This is a genomic window from Corynebacterium sp. LaCa_282, assembly GCF_057198125.1.
In genome coordinates, this window is sequence record NZ_CP191095.1 from 1316412 (window position 1) to 1335949 (window position 19538).

Annotated in this window: 18 protein-coding genes and 2 pseudogenes; 6 read left to right on the forward strand and 14 right to left on the reverse strand. The window is 58.5% G+C overall.

Annotated elements, in window-relative coordinates; all coding sequences use genetic code 11:
• Positions 1-10: 10 nt before the first annotated feature.
• Positions 11-1205 (reverse strand): annotated as a pseudogene (locus ACP8KU_RS06160) (IS3 family transposase).
• Between the two features lie 614 nt (positions 1206-1819).
• On the opposite strand from ACP8KU_RS06160, the gene ACP8KU_RS06165 reads away from it, so the two are divergent.
• Genes ACP8KU_RS06165 through ACP8KU_RS06180 form a run of 4 tightly spaced genes read left to right on the forward strand, consistent with a single transcriptional unit; the run spans position 1820 to position 5253 of the window.
• Positions 1820-2656 carry a DUF368 domain-containing protein gene (locus ACP8KU_RS06165; RefSeq protein ID WP_484483454.1) on the forward strand — a complete coding sequence of 279 codons (837 nt, stop codon included), beginning with the start codon at positions 1820-1822 and terminating at the stop codon, positions 2654-2656.
• Entirely contained in the window at positions 2656-3543 is an 888-nt protein-coding gene (locus ACP8KU_RS06170; RefSeq protein WP_484483455.1) for an ABC transporter substrate-binding protein, read from the forward strand. The genes ACP8KU_RS06165 and ACP8KU_RS06170 overlap by 1 nt, the downstream gene beginning before the upstream one ends.
• Positions 3536-4489, forward strand: a complete 954-nt coding sequence (locus ACP8KU_RS06175; protein ID WP_484484158.1) for an amino acid ABC transporter permease — start codon at positions 3536-3538, stop codon at positions 4487-4489. The genes ACP8KU_RS06170 and ACP8KU_RS06175 overlap by 8 nt, the downstream gene beginning before the upstream one ends.
• Positions 4489-5253 (forward strand): amino acid ABC transporter ATP-binding protein, encoded by a 765-nt coding sequence (locus tag ACP8KU_RS06180; RefSeq protein ID WP_284900561.1) that lies wholly within the window; start codon positions 4489-4491, stop codon positions 5251-5253. The genes ACP8KU_RS06175 and ACP8KU_RS06180 overlap by 1 nt, the downstream gene beginning before the upstream one ends.
• Positions 5254-5281: 28 nt before the next feature.
• Here the strand turns inward: ACP8KU_RS06180 and ACP8KU_RS06185 are convergent, their stop codons facing one another.
• Genes ACP8KU_RS06185 through ACP8KU_RS06220 form a run of 8 tightly spaced genes read right to left on the reverse strand, consistent with a single transcriptional unit; the run spans position 5282 to position 12519 of the window.
• On the reverse strand, positions 5282-6028 hold the full coding sequence (locus ACP8KU_RS06185; protein ID WP_484483456.1) for a TSUP family transporter: 747 nt from the start codon (positions 6026-6028) through the stop codon (positions 5282-5284).
• On the reverse strand, positions 6025-6498 hold the full coding sequence (coaD, locus tag ACP8KU_RS06190) for a pantetheine-phosphate adenylyltransferase (RefSeq protein WP_284853751.1): 474 nt from the start codon (positions 6496-6498) through the stop codon (positions 6025-6027). The genes ACP8KU_RS06185 and coaD overlap by 4 nt, the downstream gene beginning before the upstream one ends.
• Before the next feature lie 15 nt (positions 6499-6513).
• Positions 6514-7116: a 16S rRNA (guanine(966)-N(2))-methyltransferase RsmD gene (gene rsmD / locus ACP8KU_RS06195; protein ID WP_484483457.1), complete on the reverse strand. Its 603-nt coding sequence runs from the start codon at positions 7114-7116 to the stop codon at positions 6514-6516.
• Entirely contained in the window at positions 7117-7329 is a 213-nt protein-coding gene (locus ACP8KU_RS06200) for a biotin/lipoyl-containing protein (RefSeq protein WP_005280298.1), read from the reverse strand.
• 19 nt (positions 7330-7348) lie between these two features.
• A complete protein-coding gene (locus ACP8KU_RS06205; RefSeq protein ID WP_484483458.1) occupies positions 7349-9475 on the reverse strand; it encodes an ATP-dependent DNA helicase RecG in 2127 nt (708 codons plus the stop codon).
• A gap of 2 nt (positions 9476-9477) precedes the next feature.
• The gene (locus ACP8KU_RS06210) at positions 9478-10830 is read right to left on the reverse strand and encodes a DAK2 domain-containing protein (RefSeq protein WP_484483459.1); all 1353 of its coding nucleotides are present in this window, start codon (positions 10828-10830) and stop codon (positions 9478-9480) included.
• A 10-nt stretch (positions 10831-10840) separates the two neighbouring features.
• A complete protein-coding gene (locus ACP8KU_RS06215; protein ID WP_484483460.1) occupies positions 10841-11479 on the reverse strand; it encodes a uracil-DNA glycosylase in 639 nt (212 codons plus the stop codon).
• Positions 11480-11481: 2 nt separating this feature from the next.
• Complete coding sequence (locus ACP8KU_RS06220; RefSeq protein WP_484483461.1) at positions 11482-12519, reverse strand: thiamine-phosphate kinase; 1038 nt, start codon at positions 12517-12519, stop codon at positions 11482-11484.
• Here ACP8KU_RS06220 and ACP8KU_RS06225 point away from each other — a divergent pair.
• Positions 12467-13366, forward strand: a complete 900-nt coding sequence (locus tag ACP8KU_RS06225; protein ID WP_484483462.1) for a DUF3515 domain-containing protein — start codon at positions 12467-12469, stop codon at positions 13364-13366. The genes ACP8KU_RS06220 and ACP8KU_RS06225 overlap by 53 nt on opposite strands.
• Positions 13367-13381: 15 nt before the next feature.
• Here ACP8KU_RS06225 and ACP8KU_RS06230 read toward each other — a convergent pair whose 3' ends face one another.
• The gene (locus ACP8KU_RS06230; RefSeq protein WP_484483463.1) at positions 13382-14449 is read right to left on the reverse strand and encodes a D-alanine--D-alanine ligase family protein; all 1068 of its coding nucleotides are present in this window, start codon (positions 14447-14449) and stop codon (positions 13382-13384) included.
• 22 nt (positions 14450-14471) lie between these two features.
• Positions 14472-15470, reverse strand: a pseudogene (locus ACP8KU_RS06235) (NAD(P)H-dependent glycerol-3-phosphate dehydrogenase).
• Positions 15471-15620: 150 nt separating this feature from the next.
• Between ACP8KU_RS06235 and ACP8KU_RS06240 the strand changes: the two are divergent.
• A complete protein-coding gene (locus ACP8KU_RS06240) occupies positions 15621-16619 on the forward strand; it encodes an NUDIX hydrolase (RefSeq protein WP_237799742.1) in 999 nt (332 codons plus the stop codon).
• 30 nt (positions 16620-16649) lie between these two features.
• On the opposite strand, the gene ACP8KU_RS06245 is transcribed toward ACP8KU_RS06240, so the two are convergent.
• The 3 genes from ACP8KU_RS06245 to leuC are packed head-to-tail and all read right to left on the reverse strand — an operon-like array spanning position 16650 to position 19518.
• Positions 16650-17435 carry a hypothetical protein gene (locus ACP8KU_RS06245; RefSeq protein ID WP_337887036.1) on the reverse strand — a complete coding sequence of 262 codons (786 nt, stop codon included), beginning with the start codon at positions 17433-17435 and terminating at the stop codon, positions 16650-16652.
• A gap of 48 nt (positions 17436-17483) precedes the next feature.
• On the reverse strand, positions 17484-18074 hold the full coding sequence (gene leuD / locus ACP8KU_RS06250; RefSeq protein ID WP_284639048.1) for a 3-isopropylmalate dehydratase small subunit: 591 nt from the start codon (positions 18072-18074) through the stop codon (positions 17484-17486).
• 22 nt (positions 18075-18096) lie between these two features.
• Positions 18097-19518 (reverse strand): 3-isopropylmalate dehydratase large subunit, encoded by a 1422-nt coding sequence (leuC, locus tag ACP8KU_RS06255; protein WP_023017841.1) that lies wholly within the window; start codon positions 19516-19518, stop codon positions 18097-18099.
• Positions 19519-19538: the final 20 nt, after the last annotated feature.

The following is a 19538-nucleotide window of genomic DNA, read 5'->3' on the forward strand; positions in this document are numbered from 1 at the left end:
CGGGGGTTAGCTATGCTACTTGGCTCAATGTAGCTGAATTAAGTGCTTTGAAGTCATCGGGGGCTTGAAGGTTGCACCAGGAGTGTCGTCTGCGCGTGTTGTAGCGTATGCACCACCGGAAGACTTCCTGGCGGCAGCTGATTGGACTTTCGAAGACTTTCCGATCACGCAGGACTTCACGCTTGAAAGCGGCGTTAAACGATTCTGCTAGGGCGTTATCGGCACTTGTACCCACCGCTCCTATGGATTGGCGCACACCAAGCTGGGCGCAGTGGTCCCTAAATGCCTGCGATGTGTAAACACTGCCGTAATCGGAATGGAAAATTGCCCCTGTAAGGCTTCCGCGGACCTTTCTAGCATGAGACAAAGCTTCGATAACCAGCGATACCCGCATGCGATCCGCGAGTGCATGGCCAACGAGCTTGCGCGAGTAGGCGTCGATGACTGTGGCCAGGTACATATTCTTGCCGCCCTTACACGGCAGGTACGTAATGTCGCCTACGTACACGTGGTTGGGCCTGTCCGCAGTGAATTTGCGGCCTACTAAATCTGGCATGGCTCGGTCGCCAGGCTTACGCCGAGTGGTGATGCATCGACGCTGTTTCGAAAAGCCTTTAAGCCCCATGGATTTCATGATGCGTGCGACCTTCTTGTGATTGATTGGGCGAATGCCCGAATCGTTGTTGAGGCTTGCAGCGATGCGTTTAGCGCCGTAAAGACCATGCTCATCATCAAAGATGGTTGTGATTCTCGCACCGATAACGGCATCAGAATACATCTTTAACCTGCGATTTTTACGGGTTTGGAGCCATTTATAAAACAAGGAGCGATTGAGCTTTAAAACGTGGCACATCCGTGTGGACCGAGTGTTCGGTTTGGTGGTCATAGACAAACTGGAAGCAGAACTCCGGTGAGTTGCTTTAAGCAAAATATTTAGCGGCCTTGCGCAGGATGTCACGTTCTTCGCGCAGCTTCGCGTTCTCTCTTTCTAACTGACGGATCCGCTCTGAATCAGTCATCACTTGAGCTTCATCGCGCAGGGTCTTCGTGCGGGCACGTTTGCCGGTGCCGTACTGCTTGATCCAAGAATAAAGTGAGGAACGATTGACTCCTAGCTCTGCTGAAGCCACGTGAAGTGAGAGGTCCTCATTATTTTCGTAGAGGGCCACAGCATCACGTTTGAACTGTTCGGAATACCTAGGCATGGTGGTAGATTACCTTTCTTCCCAACCCAACCGGGCTGGATATCAGGTGTCTACCTAACAGGGGTCAGGTCCTTTGCTACTTTTTGCCGCAATGGGGTTCCTTTCTGACTTTGGATGTTTTTATCAATATTGGTTTTGTGAGATTTTTGGGTATTGGCGTTGTCAAATCGTTGTCGCAAAACGTGGCAACATAAATTACTCCCTGGTCAGACCCTTACATTACGTTAGTTGGTGTGAGTTCGAGTCTCACCAGGGGCACATTTCAACCCCGCTTCCTTCCGGATAAATATCCACGGAGGAAGCGGGGTTTCGTCATGCCACCTTGTTTATCTTGCTGCTACCTCGATTGTTCGTATATCCTTCCGCGAATTGCATATTTACACAACGCTCGAGAAGCATAGCCGTTGCAAAATAACACGTTCTTACCTCGAGACTTTAAGCACAAGCCCATCTCATATAAGGTGGATAACCGTTAAAGTAATGAAAGATATGCAGGCTTAAACCACCGCGGGCGATGGTGCACCACGCCGTTCGGTCTTGAGCCACGAGTTTTTGGCACCCCGAGTGGCCCGTCAACCGCAGTCATGTCTTATACCCAGGTAGATTTTTAATTTATGCACTATATTTTGAACGCCATTCGTGGCGCCCTCATCGGTATGGCCGAGCTGGTTCCCGGCATCTCCGGCGGAACCGTCGCCCTCATCGTGGGGATTTATGAGCGCGCCGTCCGCAATGCCAATGACCTCATCTCCGGCAACTTTAAAAAGGTCGAGTGGTCCTTTCTAGCCTCAGTTGCCGTCGGCATGCTAATCGCCGTATTCGGCTTTTCCACGCTCCTGTCTAACTTCGTCGACAACAACGTCTCTGCCTCCAGCGCGCTCTTTTTAGGCATGGTGGTCATCTCCATCATCGTTCCGCTTTCCATGTTGTCTAAGGCGGAGCGCACCGCCCCCTCCTCCATCATTGCGTTTATCGCTGCTGCCGTCGTAATTTTCATCGTCACGGGCTTTACCTCAGAGCCACACGATGACCCGAGCCTTATCGTGGTCTTCTTTGCCGCAGCGATTGCTGTATGCGCGCTAATTCTGCCGGGCATTTCCGGCTCGCTCATCCTGCTGACTATGGGGCTGTACCAGCCGATCATCGGCGCGGTATCAGACCGTGAGTTGGGCACCATGGGCGTGTTTGCCCTAGGCGCCCTCTGCGGGCTCGCCGCCTTCATCAAATTGCTCAACTATTTGCTGAGTACCCACCGCGCTCCCACCCTGGCCGCCATGGCGGGCTTCATGCTGGGATCCCTGCGCGCCCTGTGGCCCTGGGGTGCAGACCAGGACGCCTCTTCGGGCGCCATCATCGGATACTTCATCCTCGGCGCCATCATCGTGTCCATCTTCATCTACGTAGACCGCAGGAACGCGCAAGCCATCGATGAAAGGACGGCGGAATATTAATGCCCTGGGCGATTAATCATCGACCACTAACGGCCGCCATCATGGCGTGCGCACTCCCCTTGAGCGCGTGCGTGGTCAACGAGGAGGATTCCACTCCAGAGGGCTGGGAGGAGCCAGAAACCAGCGAGGTTCCAGAGATCGCCGCGATGTACCACGACGATGACGGCGTGCTCACGGCAGGAACGAACCCGCCCTATGCCCCGTTTCAGCTCAAGGACTCCCACGGCAATCTGCAGGGCGTAGAGCTCGACCTCGCCCGCGCCGTAGCCGGGGTGCTGGGCCTGAAATTCCAGGCCCTGGAGCAAGACTTCTCCATGATCTTGCCGGCGGTACAGTCCGGCCAGATAGACATGGGGGCCTCCGGGTTTACGGATACGGCCGATCGCCGCGATGAGTTCGACTTCGTGGACCACCTCTATGCGGGCATCCAGTGGGCAGAGCTTGTCGATGGCCCCAATAAGGTCGATCCCCAAAACCCTTGCGGTTTGACCGTCGCCGTGCAACGCACCACCGTGTCCGAGACCGACGATGTGCGCCCCAAGCAAGAGGCCTGCGACGGCGATCTCACCGTCTTGTCCTATGACACTGGGGATAACGCCGCGCTCGCCGTCCTGATGGGCCGCGCCGATGCTTTATCCGCAGACTCGCCGGTGACCGCTTGGGCGGTCAATCGCTCCGAGGGGAAGATGCGCGCTGTCGGCGATATGTTCCAGGCCTCCCCTTACGGCTTCGCAGTCCCGAAGGGCTCGGACTTGGCTAAGGCCTCAGCCGCTGCCCTCCAACACCTCATTGATACCGGTGAGTACGCGGAGATCTTGGCCCGCTGGGGAATTGAAGATGGATTAGTAGACCAGGCGATGATTAATGAAAGGCCCATCAATGGTTAACGAGCACAAAGAGGAAGCCAGCGCGACTGCGCACCAGGAAGCACCCGCCAAGATTGAAGCCCGGCCACTGCGCCACCCTTGGCGGTGGCTCTGCGCGGTCGTGCTGCTCATTCTTGGTCTGTGGTTTGTCATTGCCTCCGCGCGCAATGAGGCCTTTGGGTGGGATACGTACTTCCAGTATCTCTTTGACCAGCGCATCGCCATCGCCTCTCTGCACACGATTGCAATCACCATCTTGTCCATGATCATTGGCGTGGTAGGCGGCGCCATCCTCGCCGTGATGCGCATGTCGCCCAATCCCATCCTGCGCGCCATTTCCTGGATCTTCCTGTGGATCTTTCGCGGCACGCCGATTTATGTCCAGCTGGTTTTCTGGGGCTTGCTATCTGCGATTTATCAATCCATCAACTTGGGCTTTGCAGAGGTCTCCCTGCAAAGCGTGTTGACCAATGCCTTCTTCTTGGCGGTCATGGGCTTGGGTCTCAATGAGGCCGCCTATATGGCCGAAATCGTTCGCTCGGGCATTTCCTCGGTTCCGGCAGGACAAAAGGAAGCCTCCAAAGCCCTCGGCATGTCTTGGTGGATGACCATGCGGCGCACCGTACTGCCCCAGGCGATGCGCATCATCATCCCGCCGACAGGCAATGAGTTCATTTCCCTGCTCAAGACCTCGTCACTGGTGGTGGCTATCCCCTATACCCACGAGATCTTCGGCCGCGCCACCGATATTTCTGCAGCCCTCTTCCAGCCCATTCCGCTCTTGATGGTCGCCGCCTCCTGGTACTTGGTCATTACTTCCCTACTCATGGTGGGTCAGTACTTCCTCGAGCGCCACTTTGAGCGCGGCGCCACCCGCGAGCTCACTGGGCGCCAACTTGCCGCGCTTGCCGATGCCGAAGGTACTATCCCCCGCAACGTCTCTGTAATCCAGGAGGGTAAAAAATAATGACTACTCCCATGATCTCCGCACAGAATGTGCACAAATCCTTCGGGCAATTCGAGGTGCTCAAGGGCATCGACTTAGAGGTCCAACCCGGCGAAGTTGCCTGCCTGTTAGGCCCTTCCGGTTCAGGTAAGTCGACCTTCCTGCGCTGCGTTAACCACCTGGATAAGGCCACGGCGGGCCGCCTTTATGTCGATGGTGAGCTCATTGGTTACCGCGAAAAGAACGGAATCCTCTACGAGATCAGCGAGAAGCAGGCTGCGCAGCAGCGCTCCGATATCGGCATGGTATTCCAGTCTTTTAACCTCTTCCCCCACCGCACGGTGATTGAAAACATCATTGAAGCACCGATGCAGGTCAAGAAGATGCCGGAGGATAAGGCCCGGAAGCGTGCCATGGAGCTATTAGACGAGGTGGGACTTGCCGCGAAGGCCGATAACTACCCGGTCCAGCTTTCTGGTGGCCAGCAGCAGCGCGTTGCCATCGCTCGCGCCGTGGCGATGGATCCAAAGCTCATGCTTTTCGATGAACCTACCTCCGCCCTCGATCCCGAGCTCGTCGGCGAGGTCCTTCGCGTGATGAAGAATCTCGCGGCCCAAGGCATGACCATGCTCGTGGTGACCCACGAGATGGGCTTTGCGCGCGAGGTCGCCGATAAAATCTTCTTCATGGATGGCGGCGTAGTACTTGAGTCCGGTACCCCGGCTGAAGTGCTCGACAACCCACAACAGCCGCGCACCAAAGAGTTCTTATCCTCGCTGCTTTAAGTAGCCCTCGCGCGGTGCCAGCCGCGCCCTAGGCACCGTAGGTGACGATACCGCGAATCAGCGCACTGAGAGCGCCAAGGCTTGCGACCGATAGCGACAGTGCGCGCGCAATATCCCTGGAGACTACATGCGCGATGCGCGAGCCCAGCCAGATGCCGATGAACATGCCGGCAAATCCTGCGGGCCAAATGATCCAAGGCAGGCCATCGAATGTCGCGGCACCGAGCGCGGTCTTGGTGATAACGGAAAAGAGCCCGCCCACCACAAAGATCGGCTGCAAGGTCGCCGTGTACATGGCTTGGGGCCATTTGGCCGCTTGTGCGTAAACGGTAATGACCGGGCCGGCCACTCCGGCCAAGGTATTGGTAAATCCGCCAAGGATGCCCGCGGAAATGGCCGGTCCTTTGCCTTCCATCGGTGGGACGAACCTAGCGCCGTAGGTCACCACCGCCAAGGCGATGAACAGTGCTGCACCCACCACTATCAATAGCCCTGCGGTATCGATCTTGCTAATCAACGCCGCGGCCGCCAGAGAACCGATAATCATCACGGGCGCGATAAGCCCGAACATTCTCCAGCTGACATTGCGGCGGACAGTGACCGTAGTAAGCAGAGCATTGACCGCCGCCAAGACGTTGATCACCAAGATGCCTTCTACCGGGCCCATCACCAACATAAGAATGGGCCCGCCGATGAGGCCAAGCCCCATGCCGGAGACGCGTTGCAGCGTGGATCCCGCGACAACGACGGCAAAAATAATCAGCGCCAATATCATCGGCGGTATTTTTCCTTCACCGCTTGAACTACCGGATCAGGAAGCATGCCAGTGACCTCGCCGCCGAATTGCGCGACCTGCTTGCACAGCGAAGAGCTGATGTAGCCGTACTTTTCATCGGTAAGCAAAAAGACCGTATCGATGCCGGACAAACGCCTGTTCATCTGGGCCATCGGCAGTTCGTACTCATAATCCAGGGAAGAACGCAGTCCCTTGACCAAAACGTCTACTCCGTGCTGCGAGGTATAGTCCACGAGCAGGCCGGACCAATAGTCCACGTTAATGCGCGAATCCACGCTTTGCCGGATGAGATCCATGCGCTCGTGCACGCTAAATAACCCGGAAGGCTTTTCTGGGTTGCCAGTAACGAGCACCGTAACCTCATCAAACATCTCGCTGGCGCGCTCAAAAATATTCACGTGGCCAAGAGTGATGGGATCAAAAGACCCGGGACACACGGCTGTGGTCATAAAATATCTCTTTCTCTAGTTATCAAAGGTGCCATCGGTATCGTCGGCAACGTCGGTACCGGGACGGGTATAGACTGCCATATCCATGCGCGCGATGCCGAAGGTACGCTTCTTTAATTTCTGCCCCGTCGGCTCAAAACCTTCGGGCCAGTCGGTCTCGGGTGATTCGACGTGGCGTTCAATGACCACCATCGCGCTATCTGTAAGCACTGGCTCTATTGCAGCGATAAGCCCGGCGACATCGTCAAACGCATAAGGCGGATCCGCTAGAACCAGATCAAAGTAGCCGCGCGGGGCGCTGGCCAGGTACGTAGATACCTTCCTTTCCTCCACGCGGGCACCGGGATGTTTCACCACGCCTATGTTGTGCTTGATGATAGAGACCGCCGCAGGGTTGGACTCCACCAACACTGCCTCGTCTGCCCCACGGCTTAATGCTTCCAGCCCCAAGGCGCCGGATCCAGCGAATAGATCAAGCACCGTGGAGCCTGCGAACCCCCAGCGGGCATTCAACGAGGAAAAGAGGCCTTCCCTCGCGCGATCAGCGGTCGGGCGGGTTCCCTCTGCCGGAACTTTAATAGTCCGCCCCCGCGCTTCGCCTGCAATAATCCGCGTCATTTACGCTTCTCCAATCTCCATAATTAAGTCTCCGCCAATAACATCGCTAAAATCCGCCACCGCTATGCGAGTAATCATCCCCGGGCCTGGGGACACGACGGGCGATTCCAGCTTCGTCGCCTCAACGGTAGCTAGCTCCTGACCAGTACTAATTTTCTCACCTACATCGACATGGCAGCGAACGATGCCCGCGAAGGGGGCGTAGATTTTCATACCTATAGCCTATCCCCTCTTAGTTTTTCTCCAAGTATTCCTGCTCGCTTTGGCTCAAATTCTGCGTCAGCTCTTCGGCCAACTGTGGATTGCGCTGAACCATGGCGTACGCATCCGCGTGAGTGCGCTCCACAATATCTTGGTCATCGGCAAGGTTGAGCAACCGCAGCGTCCGGTGGGTACCAGATTGCACCGCACCCAGAATATCGCCCTCGTGGCGTTGCCGAAGGTCTAATTCCGCAAGGTCAAACCCAGACGAGGTCTGGGCAATCTGGGTAATGCGCCGATACGAGGCCGAGTTCTCCTCCGCTTTCGTATGCATCAGGCAAATGGACGCATTGCCGCCGCGTCCTACGCGTCCGCGCAATTGGTGTAGCTGGGAGACGCCGAAGTTTTCTGCCTCGCGGATGAGCATGACCGTGGCGTTGGGAACATCGACGCCCACCTCGATGACCGTGGTGGATACCAAGATATCGATTTCACCCCGGGCAAAAGAGGTCATGACCTCATCCTTATTCGGCATCTTGCCGTGCAAGATATCTACCCGCAGCCCCTTAAAAGGGCCAGCAGCAAGCTGTTCCGCCAGTTCAAGCACTCCGCCCTCGCCTTCGATGCGCGGGCAGACGATATAGGCTTGGTGTCCATGCGCCACTTCCTCGCGAATGCGCTCGAGCGCCCGCGCCACCCAAACGGGTCGCCACTCCGCCACCACGGCGGACTGGATCGGTTTTCTCCCGCCGGGCAGCTCGGCGAGCGTCGATACGGCGAGATCGCCGAAAATCGTCATGGCGATGGTACGCGGGATGGGGGTTGCCGTCATGACCAAGACGTGGGGGCTTATCCCCTCGCGCGTCTTAGAGCGCAGGCTATCGCGTTGCTCTACGCCAAAGCGGTGCTGCTCATCCACGATCACCAAGCCCAAATCGAAGAACTCGACCGATTCTTGAATGATGGCATGCGTGCCGATGACGATATTCGCCTCACCCGAGACGATATCCAGGAGCGCTTGGCGCTTCTCGGCGGTCCGCATGGATCCGGTTAAGAGCACAACCTTGACGCCTTCTGGCACGGACGTACCAATCGAGGCCGCATGCTGGGAGGCCAAGACCTCAGTGGGAGCAAGCAACGCCGCCTGGCTTCCGGCATCGATGGCCTGCAGCATGGCGCAGGTGGCGACCATGGTTTTTCCCGAGCCCACTTCGCCCTGCAACAGACGCATCATGGGTAAGGAACCGGATAAGTCATCGTCAATCTCAGTAATGACCCTGCGCTGGCCTTGCGTGAGTTCAAAGGGAAGATGGGTCAATAACTCTTCGCGGAAACCGCCCAAAATAGCGGGCATCGTCGGCGCCGTGTGCGCATGCGCATCGCGCTGGCGCAGCGCCATGACCAGACCAATGGAAAGCGCCTCGTTGTACTTGAGGCGCTGAACCGCGCGTTGCGGGCCAGCCGCGCCGGGCTCATGGATTTCACGCACCGCTTGATCCAGGCTGATAATCATCTGCTGGTCTAACGGTTCCCTAATGGTTGGGGTGTGCGCGAGCACGTAGTGGATGGCTCCCATGAGGTACCAGGAGGTGATCTTTGCCGTGGCGGGATATACCGGTATCCATTCCCGCTCGAGCAATAATTTATCGAGCCGGCCGAATTGGGACAGGTTGCGCAGGGACCCGGTCGCCTTCTGTGGCTTTTTCTTTCCCGCCGCAGGCGCCTGGTAGGCGGCGAGTTCCCCGTCTGGGCGCCCGAAGGCATCGATTTCTACGAAATCCGGCTGTTGTAGCTGGGGCTGCTGGCGGAAATATTTCAATTTTCCGCTCATCATAACCCGCTGCCCACGGTGGAGCATGCGCAAGACGTACATGGCATTAAAAAACGTGGCGATAATATGACCATCGAGCTGGACGTTGATGATGGTGGTCTTGCCCGTATCGCGGGTCGTTATTCCCGTTACGGTTCCGGTAATGGTGACGATATCGCCCTCGGCGGCATCGCCAAGCCCCACGTCTTGATTATGGCGAATGTAATCGCGCGGATAGTGCGCCAAGAGCTCCCCGCAGGTCTTATATCCCAGCGCCTTGGTGATCTTGGTAGCGTCTTTTTTATCCAAGACATCGGTCAACGGGCGATCATCTTGCCAGCCAAGCATCGCTATTCCACCCCGATCTCGGTAGGAATATCCGGCACTTGCAAGGCCACTACATCGACGCCTAGCTCGGCCGCCAGCTCTTCTTGCGAGATGGCAAGCGGGCTAATGACCGTGACCTGTTCCCCGCCGGCGGCCAGCAACTGGCGGCACGTCTTAGCGATGGCTGCCTCTGTTTCTTCTGCTGGGTGCGCCACCCGCATCGACTGCGCCGCATCGCGCATGGATTCTACGACCGCGGCGGTATCCGCATTATCCGGTTCATAGACGGAGATGGCGGCCAGCCCCGCCGCAAGGGAAGAAATCTCCACGGTATGCGCGGCAGTTGCGTGTTCTTCTAACCCGCTGGATAACACGATGTCCTCGCCCGCCGCGTGGATTGTTTCTCCTGGTTCGACCACCGTAACCCCGGCGGACTGCACCAGCTCGGCCATGGGACCGGCGGGCACCGCGGCATAGACGGTGCGCGTATGACCGGCGTCAGTGTCTCCGCGCGGGGCCGAGGTTTCCGGAAGTGCCTCGAGGCGCAGGTTGCTGACCGATCCAGCGGCAAAGGCGGTTTCGATGACCGCACCGGCCTGGGTGGAATGGATGTGGATCGAGGCGCTATCGTCGCTTGCTTGCGCGATGACCAAGCTCGTGCCCAAGGGGGCAATCTTCTCCTTCAATGCTGCGCTATCGCCTTCGAAAAAGAAGACCACCTCAAGTTCGGTGACGGCCTCCGGCATGGATTCGGGCGCGTGGCTAGTCGTGCCCTCGATTTCTGCAAGGAGGGCCTCTAAAAGGATGACTAGGCCGGCACCGCCAGCATCTACGACCCCGGCTGCACGCAGTTCTGGCAGCTGCGAGGGTGTTTCCGCAAGGGCTTTCTGGGCTGCCGAAATCGTCTCCGCTACGACGCCATGAAAACTAGATTCGGGTTGCCGCGCGGTGTGCTCCGCCTTTTCTGCCGCACACCGCAATACGGTAATGACCGTGCCTTCCACCGGCTCTGCAATGGCTCGGTCCACGAGCTCTACCGCATGCATAAGCGAAGCCGCAAAAATGGCGCCATCGATGGTGGAATCCACGGTGGCCTCCGCGACCCCGCGCAGGACCTGCGAGAGGACCATTCCGGAATTTCCCCGCGCCCCGCGCACGGCCCCCATGGCTAGCGCAGCCGCAACGTCACCGTCGCCCTTTTCCACCTCGGCGACGGCGGCTTCCATGGTGTGCGCCATATTCGAGCCGGTATCAGAATCCGGCACCGGAAAAACGTTGAGCGCATTGATTTCGGCGCGCCGATGGGAAAGCTCGCCTACAGCGCGGTGCGCCCAATTGCGCAATCCGTGAGCGTCCAGCGTGCTGGGGTATGACATGCGCAATAGTTTACAAGTCCCACGCGATCTCCCGCGCGCATTGGTCCCGCAAAAGGGCGTTTGCCCGGGAAAATGGGCGGGAACCAAAGAACCCCCGGCTGGCCGAAAGCGGCGACGGGTGCGGCGAGGTAATGCAGGGCACATCGGGAAGGAAGCGCTCGCAGGATTGGGCATCGCGGCCCCATAAAATCGCGACCATCGGGGTGCGGTTGAGGGCGCGGATGGCGGCCTCGGTCACCTCTTCCCAGCCAATACGCCGGTGCGAACCCGCCTGGCCCGGTGCCACGGTCAGCACCCTGTTAAGGAGCAAGACCCCCTGGTCGGCCCAGGCGCTTAGATCGCCGTCCTCACGCCCGCGAACGCCCACATCGTCATACAGCTCGCGGTAAATATTGACCAAGGAGCGCGGGGGTTTGACCCCCGGCTTAGTGGAAAAGGCCATCCCCATCGCGTGGCCCGGGGTGGGATAGGGGTCTTGGCCAACGATGAGCACGCGGACATCATCAAGCGGCATCTGCAATGCCCTGCATACGTCTTCTGCCGGCGGCAGGTAATCCTGATTGTCCAGCGCCTGAGAAATCCGTGGCCACTGCTGCTCCAGCACCGGCGCGAGAACCGGTTCCCACGAGGGATGGTAAGTCGGGTGCATATCTAAAATCCTGCCCACCCTTCTGCATAACGGGGTTGTTTACCATCCACCGTAACGCCGCTGCCGCGCGAGACGGTGCCGATTTCCCGGAACCCCGAAGGTGCCTGCTTTGCGGTGGTTCCGATCAGGGTATGGTCTTCGCCGCCGGCTAGGACCCATTGCCAAGGATCGCAGTCAAGAACGGCGGCCGCGGCGTGCAGGAGTGGATCGGGCTGGATGGCATCGGCATCCAAATCGATGTGCACCCCGGAGCGCTGCGCCATGGTTCCGCAGTCTTGGATGAGGCCATCGGAATTATCGGTCATTGCGGTGACCTCGGCGGCGCGGGCGATAACGCCGCGGCCGGGGCTGAGCCAGGGGGCGCAGTGGGCATCAATAAGCGGGTACAAATCCGCATGCTCTGCCGGTAGATCGCGGCCAAACCGCTGCAGCAAAGACAAGCCCGCCGCCGCATGGCCAATCTCACCGTGGGCTACGACCTTCTGGCCCGCGCGCGCCGCATCAAGGGTCAACGCTGCCCGGCTGCCGCCCAAAAAGCCGATGGCGGTGATGTTGATAACCAGCAGATCCGATTTCGTAATATCCCCGCCCACCAGCTCGGCGTTGTAAAAAGAGCAATGCTCGGCGATGCCCTTAGCTACGCCCCTGACAAAACTCACCGGCGTACCACCCGGTGCGGCGATGGCTAAAAGGGCCGCCACTGGGCGCGCGCCCATGGCCTCGATATCGGCGAAGTTGCGCAGGATGGCCTTCTTGCCAATTTCGCGCGGGGTGGACCATTCCCGCAGGAAGTGCCGGCCATCTACCATCAGATCGGTAGAGGCCACCGTGCGCGAATTGGGCGGTGCCGCGAAAAGTACTGCGGCATCATCGCCATTCAGGCTGCTGGGAGCGGCCGCTGTGATTTCTCGAATTACCGCCTGCTCCCCCACGTCCGCGAGAGTCTGACTTAAGTTCACCGGCATCCTTTCGATAAAATGAACCCCTATGACATCCCAATTTAACCGCACCGCGATCTTCATTTCACTTGGGTTGTCCATAGTGATGGTTTTAGCGGTCCTTTTCGGCGCGAAATACGTATTCACAAACACGGCCAAGGCCCCCGTGGCGGTCTCCCCGGTGGATTCGCCAGAGGCCGATTCACAGGCGTGCACGGACTTCGTGCATGCGCTTCCCGATGAAGCCATGGGCCAACCGCGCGCCGATATTGCAGAGCCCGTCCCCGCCGGCGTTGCCGCCTGGGCCGCTAACTCCCAGGAAAAGGTGACGGCGCGCTGCGGTGTTGCCATGCCCTTCCAGTACACCGATTACTCCACGACGCAAGACGTCGACGGTGAGCAGTGGTTCAAGGTCAAGGATGCGACCTCTGGTTCTAACCTCTCTACCTGGTATTCGACCCAGCGCTTCCCGGTCGTGGCGGTAACGACCTTTAATGATGAAAAGCCGCAAGACCTCAACGAGGCCGTTGCCACCCTGGAGAACAAGCCGGCCGAAACCCACCCGGCACCCTTGCGCGATTTAAAGGCGGCAAAAAATGACCGCTGTACCGCGGTAGAAAAGGCGCTACCGGATGAGATTGCGGATAGCTACCACCGCCGCGAGGTGGACGACAAGGACACCTACGTGTGGAGCTCTGAGGGGCACGAGGACATCGTCGCGCGCTGTGGCATCGCCCAGCCAGAAAATTACGAGGCGGGCGTGCAGCTCCAGCAGGTCAACGATATTGCCTGGTTTGAGGATACGACCTTGGCCCAAGGCACGACCGCAGGAACCTGGTTTGCGCTCGGCCGCGAGAATTACCTAGCGCTGCACGCCCCGCAGGATTCCGCGCAGGCAGCACTGGTGGCGCTCAGCGATATCACCGCGAAGCACGTCCCAGAAAGGTAAAAGGAAGCCGCAGACCTATGCGGTGCGGGCCTCTGCGCTGGCGATGAGTACCTCAAGCAACGAGGGGTAATCCACGCCAGAGGCCGCCAGCACCTGCGGGTACATAGAAATCGGGGTAAATCCCGGCAGGGTATTGACCTCGTTGATGTACAGGCCCTCTTCGGTAACGAAGAAATCCACGCGGGAAAGGCCTGCGCAGTTGAGCGCTTTGAAGGCCCGAATCGCCATATCGCGCAATTGCGCCGTGAGTTCTTCTGGGAAAGGCGCGGGAATTTGGGCCGTGACCACGTTATCTAGGTATTTGGTCTCAAAACCATAAAACCCTTCATCGGAGTCATCGATGCCCTTAAGCAGCGCCGGCACAGAGGCAATAAGCTCGCCATCTGGGTATTGCAGGACGCCGACCTCTACCTCGCGGCCGACGATTTCTGGCTCGACCAAAATCTTGTCATCGTCTTCCAAGGCAATGCGCACGGCTTCTGGGAAATCCGCCCAGTCGCTGACCTTGGAGACGCCAATCGAGGAGCCCCCGCGGGCAGGCTTGACGAAGACCGGCAGGCCAAGCCGTTCTTTTTCTTCCACGGTCAATTCCGTGCGACCCTGCACGATGACCTCTGGTGCCACCGGCAGGCCCGCTGCGGATAAAATCTTCTTGGTAAATTCCTTGTCCATTCCCACCGAGGACGCCAATACGCCGGGGCCCACATAAGGGATTCCGGAGAGCTCGAAAAGCCCCTGCATAGTGCCGTCTTCACCATAGGGTCCATGGAGAATGGGAAAGATAACGTCAACCTGGGCATACAGCGAACCGTCACTAATCGCGCGGATTTCGCCCTTGCGCGTTGGATCCGCAGAAAGCGCCAATTCCGTGCCGCGCTTGACCTCAGGCATGACGCCATCGACGATTTCTAAGCCCTCGGTATCGCCCGGTGTCCACGTGCCCTCGCGCGTAATGCCGATGGGCACCACCTGGAATTTTTCCGGGTCGAGGTGCTTCATAATTGCGCCTGCGGATACGCAGGACACGGAGTGCTCGGTACTGCGGCCACCGTAAAGGACGGCCACGCGGGTCTTTTCAGTCATGGGCGATGATTTTACCTTTCTGCTACTCCGACTTCTTGGAGCGACCCATAAGGGCAATGATCATATCGTCTACAGCCATGCCCTGATGACACACGCCGTAGACGGCTTCCGTAATGGGCATCTCTACCCCAGCCTGCTGGGCTAGGCGGAAGATGGAATCAGAGGAAAACACGCCTTCTGCCACCTGGCCATTGGTGGCCGCCTTCGCTTCTTCTAGGCTGCCACCTTAACCGAGGCGGTAACCGAAGGTCCTGTTGCGCGAGAGCGTGGAGTTACACGTGGCGACCAAATCGCCCAAACCCGCCAGGCCGGAAAAGGTAAATGGCTCCGCCCCCAAGGCCGTGCCCAGGCGCGTAATTTCCGCCAGGCCGCGGGTAATCATCGTGGCCATGGTGTTATTGCCCAAGCCCTTGCCCGAGGCCATGCCGCAGGCCAAGGCGATGACGTTTTTGCACGCGCCACCGATCTCCGCGCCGATGACATCGGTATTTGTATAGGGCCGCAAGTAGGGCGCGGCGATGGCCGCCTGCACCGCCTTAGCGCGCTCTTCGTCGGTGCAGGCGATGACCGTGGCCGTAACCTGCCCCGCTGCTACTTCTTTGGCTAGGTTGGGCCCAGATAGAACCGCCACGCGCTGCGGATCCACACCCGCTGCATCCACGATGACTTCGCTCATGCGCTTGAGCGTGCTGGTTTCTACGCCCTTAGAAATGGAGACCAGCGTGGAATCCGCGGGCAATGCGGGCGCCCAGCGCTCCACGTTGGCGCGCAGGGACTGCGATGGCACACCGAAGACCACGATATCCGCGCCGGAAAGCACCTCTTCCTCATCGTGCGTGGCGCGCAGTGCCGCCGGAAGGTGGACATCCGGCAGGTAGTCAGGGTTGGTATGCGTTTCATTGATCGCTTCCGCCAATTCGGTCCTGCGCGCCCACAGGGTGACATCGTTTCCTGCGTCCGCAAATACCTTGGCCAAGGTGGTGCCCCAGGAACCGGCACCCATTACCGCTACTTTTACCATGGCTTCCTCCAAACGTTTTTCCTATTAGCTCCACCTTAAGGCATTTATCACTCCGGGCGTGGCAAGGATGCGGCAGGGATCTCCCCCGTGGAACAATGATGATGAGGTTAACGCCAATTTTTCACTTACCGAAGAAAGGCACGAAAAGCTATGCCGAGCGCGAAGAAGATGCACGAGACCGATAAAGATAAAAAGTCCGAAAAATTCATTTCCGGCCGGCACCAAGAAATTCCGGTGGATCCAGCCAAGGAATTTCCCCGCACTACCCTTGCCGCCGGCGCCGTAGTCTGGCGCGGCGACCCCGCGAACCCAGAGATCGCACTCATCCACCGCCCGCATTACGACGATTGGTCCCTGCCCAAGGGAAAGGTGGATCCAGGCGAATCCCTGCCTACCACCGCGGCGCGCGAAATTGAGGAAGAAACCGGCTTCCACGTACGCCTGGGCAAGTTGATTGGCAAGGTCACCTACCCCGTGCAGGGGCGCACCAAGGTGGTCTATTACTGGGCGGCGTTCTACCTCAGCGGCACCTATACCCCCAATGATGAGACCGATGAGCTGCGCTGGGTGCCCATTGACCAAGCACAGCAGCTTTTGTCCTATGACGTGGACAACGACGTCGTCTCCAAGGCACAAAAGCGGCTGCAGCTCGCCCCCACAACGCGCCTATTGTACGTTCGCCACGCCCACGCCCACGACCGCAAAAAGTGGGAGGGCGATGACAACCTGCGGCCTTTGGATAAGAAGGGGCGTCGGCAAGCAGAAATGCTCGTGCCCATGCTGGCGGCCTATCATCCCACCGCGATCTATTCCGCTCGCCCGCACCGGTGCCAGCAAACCGCCGCGCCGCTTGCCGACGAACTGGGCAAGGACATCGCCATTAATAAGGACTTTGGCGACGAGGCATGGGAAAAGAATCCGGCGGCCGCCAAAAAGGCTTTCCGGCGTGTAGTAGAAGACGGCGGGGTGCCAGTCATTATCAGCCAGGGACAGACCATCCCCGGCATCATCGAGGATTTGGCGCCGCAATTCCTCAAGAAGCCACAGGAGGAATTGAAGTTTAAAAAGGCCTCGGTGTGGGTCTTGTCCTTCAATAATGGTGAATTAACCGGGGCAGATTATCTTCCCAGCCCCCTGCCGGTGCGCTAGCTGGCTTGAGGCGAGCGAGCCCCCGCCTCCCTAGCCGTGCATGCCGAGGTTGCGGCGCACGAACAAGGTGGGGGCCAAAGCCATGAGCCCCGGCAGCACGACGATGCCCACCACGGTTGAGCCCAGCGCCATGTAAAGGATGATGAGGACGATGCCCACCAGGAAGGTGGTGCCGATGTTCCTCTTTGCGATCTCCGCGGAAAGCTTAAAGCAGGCCCCTAGGCCTAGGTCAGGGCGTGCTGCCTTGACGGCTGGGACCCACCACCAGAAGAACAGGGCGAAAAGTCCGGGGATTATGAGCAAGACAAAGCCCATGCCGATGACCACGCTGGTCACGAGGTATGCCAGCATGATGCCGCCCATGCCCTTAACGGTAAAGAAATCCCCGAAAGTTAAGTCCTGGCCGTTGACCTGCTTAGTAGCGGCTTGGTACCAGATGGCGTTTGCCCACAGATAAATAACTAACAGGGCTATTACCCCGAGAATAAGTAACAGCACGCCCAGTACGCCAAGGGAACCGTCTAAGGCTCCCTCGGTCGACGCCTCGATGGAAAGAGATCCGCCACCGGCGGCAAAGACTACGGCGATTACGGCGTAAGCGACAAAAAGGACGACCATCTGCACGAGCGGGGCAAAAAGCCACGGCACCCAATTGCGGCCGAAATAGCGGAAGCTATCGCCGATGATGCTGACGGTATCTATGCCGCCTGGGGCGGGCGGCTCGCCGGAATATCCCGGCTGCCCATTTGAATAGGGCTGCTGGGAATAGGGATTATATTCATCATGGTCGCTTGAATCGGAATAAGGCGAAGTCATACCGCAGACAATAGTGGATAATCCCGTTTCACGGCTACGGTGCTGCCGCTATTCCGGGTGAACCGCGGGCTTAAAGCTGGCGCGGGAGTTCTCGAAGCTCGTGATCGCCTCTTCATCGCGCAGGGTGATGCCGATGTCATCAAGGCCTTCCATCAGGCGCCAGCGCGTGTAGTCATCGATGTCGAATGAGTAGGTGTTTTCGCCAACCTGAACGGTACGCGCCTCCAGATCGACCGTGACTTGGGTTTCCCCCGCTTCCAGCTGCTTCCAAATAAGCTCGATGTCTTCTTGTTCCATCAACCCGGTAAGCAAACCAGACTTTCCCGAGTTACCGCGGAAGATATCCGCAAAACGGGAAGAGAAGACCGCCTTAAAACCGTATTCGCGCAAGGCCCACACTGCGTGCTCGCGCGAGGAACCGGTGCCGAAGTCGCGGCCGGCGAAGAGAACGGAGCCGTCCTTGAACTGCTCCCGGTTAAGTACGAAGGTGGAATCGGCGCGCCAGTTGGAAAACAGCCCCTCCGCAAAGCCCGTGCGCTTGACCGATTTGAGGTAGCGCGCGGGGATGATTTGATCCGTATCCACGTTGGACGCCCGCAGCGGGACTCCGGTGCCGGTATGGGTGATGAATTTCTCCATTGTTTCAACCTTTCTCGCGTGCTTATTTCAGGTCAGCCGGGCTGGACAGGTATCCGGTGACGGCGGTAGCGGCAGCAACCTGTGGGGAAACGAGGTGGGTTCGCCCGCCAGGGCCCTGCCGGCCTTCAAAGTTACGGTTGGACGTGGATGCGGAGCGCTCCCCTGGTTTCAGTTGGTCGGGGTTCATGCCCAAACACATGGAGCATCCCGCCGTGCGCCACTCTGCGCCGAAGTCTTGGAAAATCCGGTCAAGGCCTTCCTTTTCCGCATCGGCCTTGACCACCGCGGAGGAAGGAACCACGATCATGCGCGTAGTGGAATCGATGGTGCGGCCCTTGACCACCTCAGCGGCGGCGCGCAGGTCCTCGATGCGCGCATTGGTGCACGATCCCACGAAGACGGTATCGATCTTGATATCGCGCAGTGGGGTACCTGGTTGCAGGTCCATGTACTCCAATGCCTTTTTCACGGTGGCCTTGGAATTGTCATCGCCGAAGTCTTCTGGATCCGGTACGGTTTCGCCCAGCGGCAGGCCTTGGCCCGGGTTCGTTCCCCAGGTCACGAACGGTGTCAATGCTGAGCCGTCGATTTCTACGACGCGATCGAATTCGGCGCCATCGTCAGTAGGCAGCGTCTTCCAGTACTCCACCGCAGCATCCCAGTCGGCGCCCTTAGGAGCGAACTCGCGGCCCTTGACGTACTCGAACGTCGTCTCATCGGGCGCAACCATACCGGCACGCGCGCCGGCTTCAATGGACATATTGCAGATGGTCATGCGGGCTTCCATGGACATCTTCCGGATGGCTTCACCGCGGTATTCGATGATGTAGCCTTGGCCGCCGCCGGTGCCAATCTTGGCGATGATGGCAAGGATGAGGTCCTTGGCGGACACGCCTTCCTGCAATTCCCCGGTGACTTCGATGGCCATCGTCTTAAATGGCTTCAAGGACAGCGTCTGGGTGGCCATGACGTGCTCTACCTCTGAGGTTCCAATGCCCATGGCGATGGAACCGAACGCACCGTGGGTAGAGGTATGCGAGTCGCCGCACACAATCGTCATGCCGGGCTGGGTAATGCCCAGCTGTGGGCCCACGGTGTGCACGATGCCTTGCTGCTCATCGCCCATCGCGTGCAACCGCACGCCAAATTCTTCGCAGTTCTTGCGCAAGGTGGAAACTTGGGTCCGCGATACCTCATCCTTAATCTCTAAGAGGTTGCCGGATTTAATCCCCAGCGTCGGCACGTTGTGGTCCTCGGTTGCCAGGTGCAATTCTGGGTGCCGCATAGTGCGACCTTGCAGTCGCAGCCCATCAAAGGCCTGCGGGCTGGTAACTTCGTGCAAAAGTTGAAAGTCAATATAGATAAGGTCTGGTGCACCTGCATCGCCCTCTTGGACAACGTGGTCGCGCCATACTTTTTCAGCCAAGGTCAGCTTCTGGTTCATAAACATCACTCCACACTTGA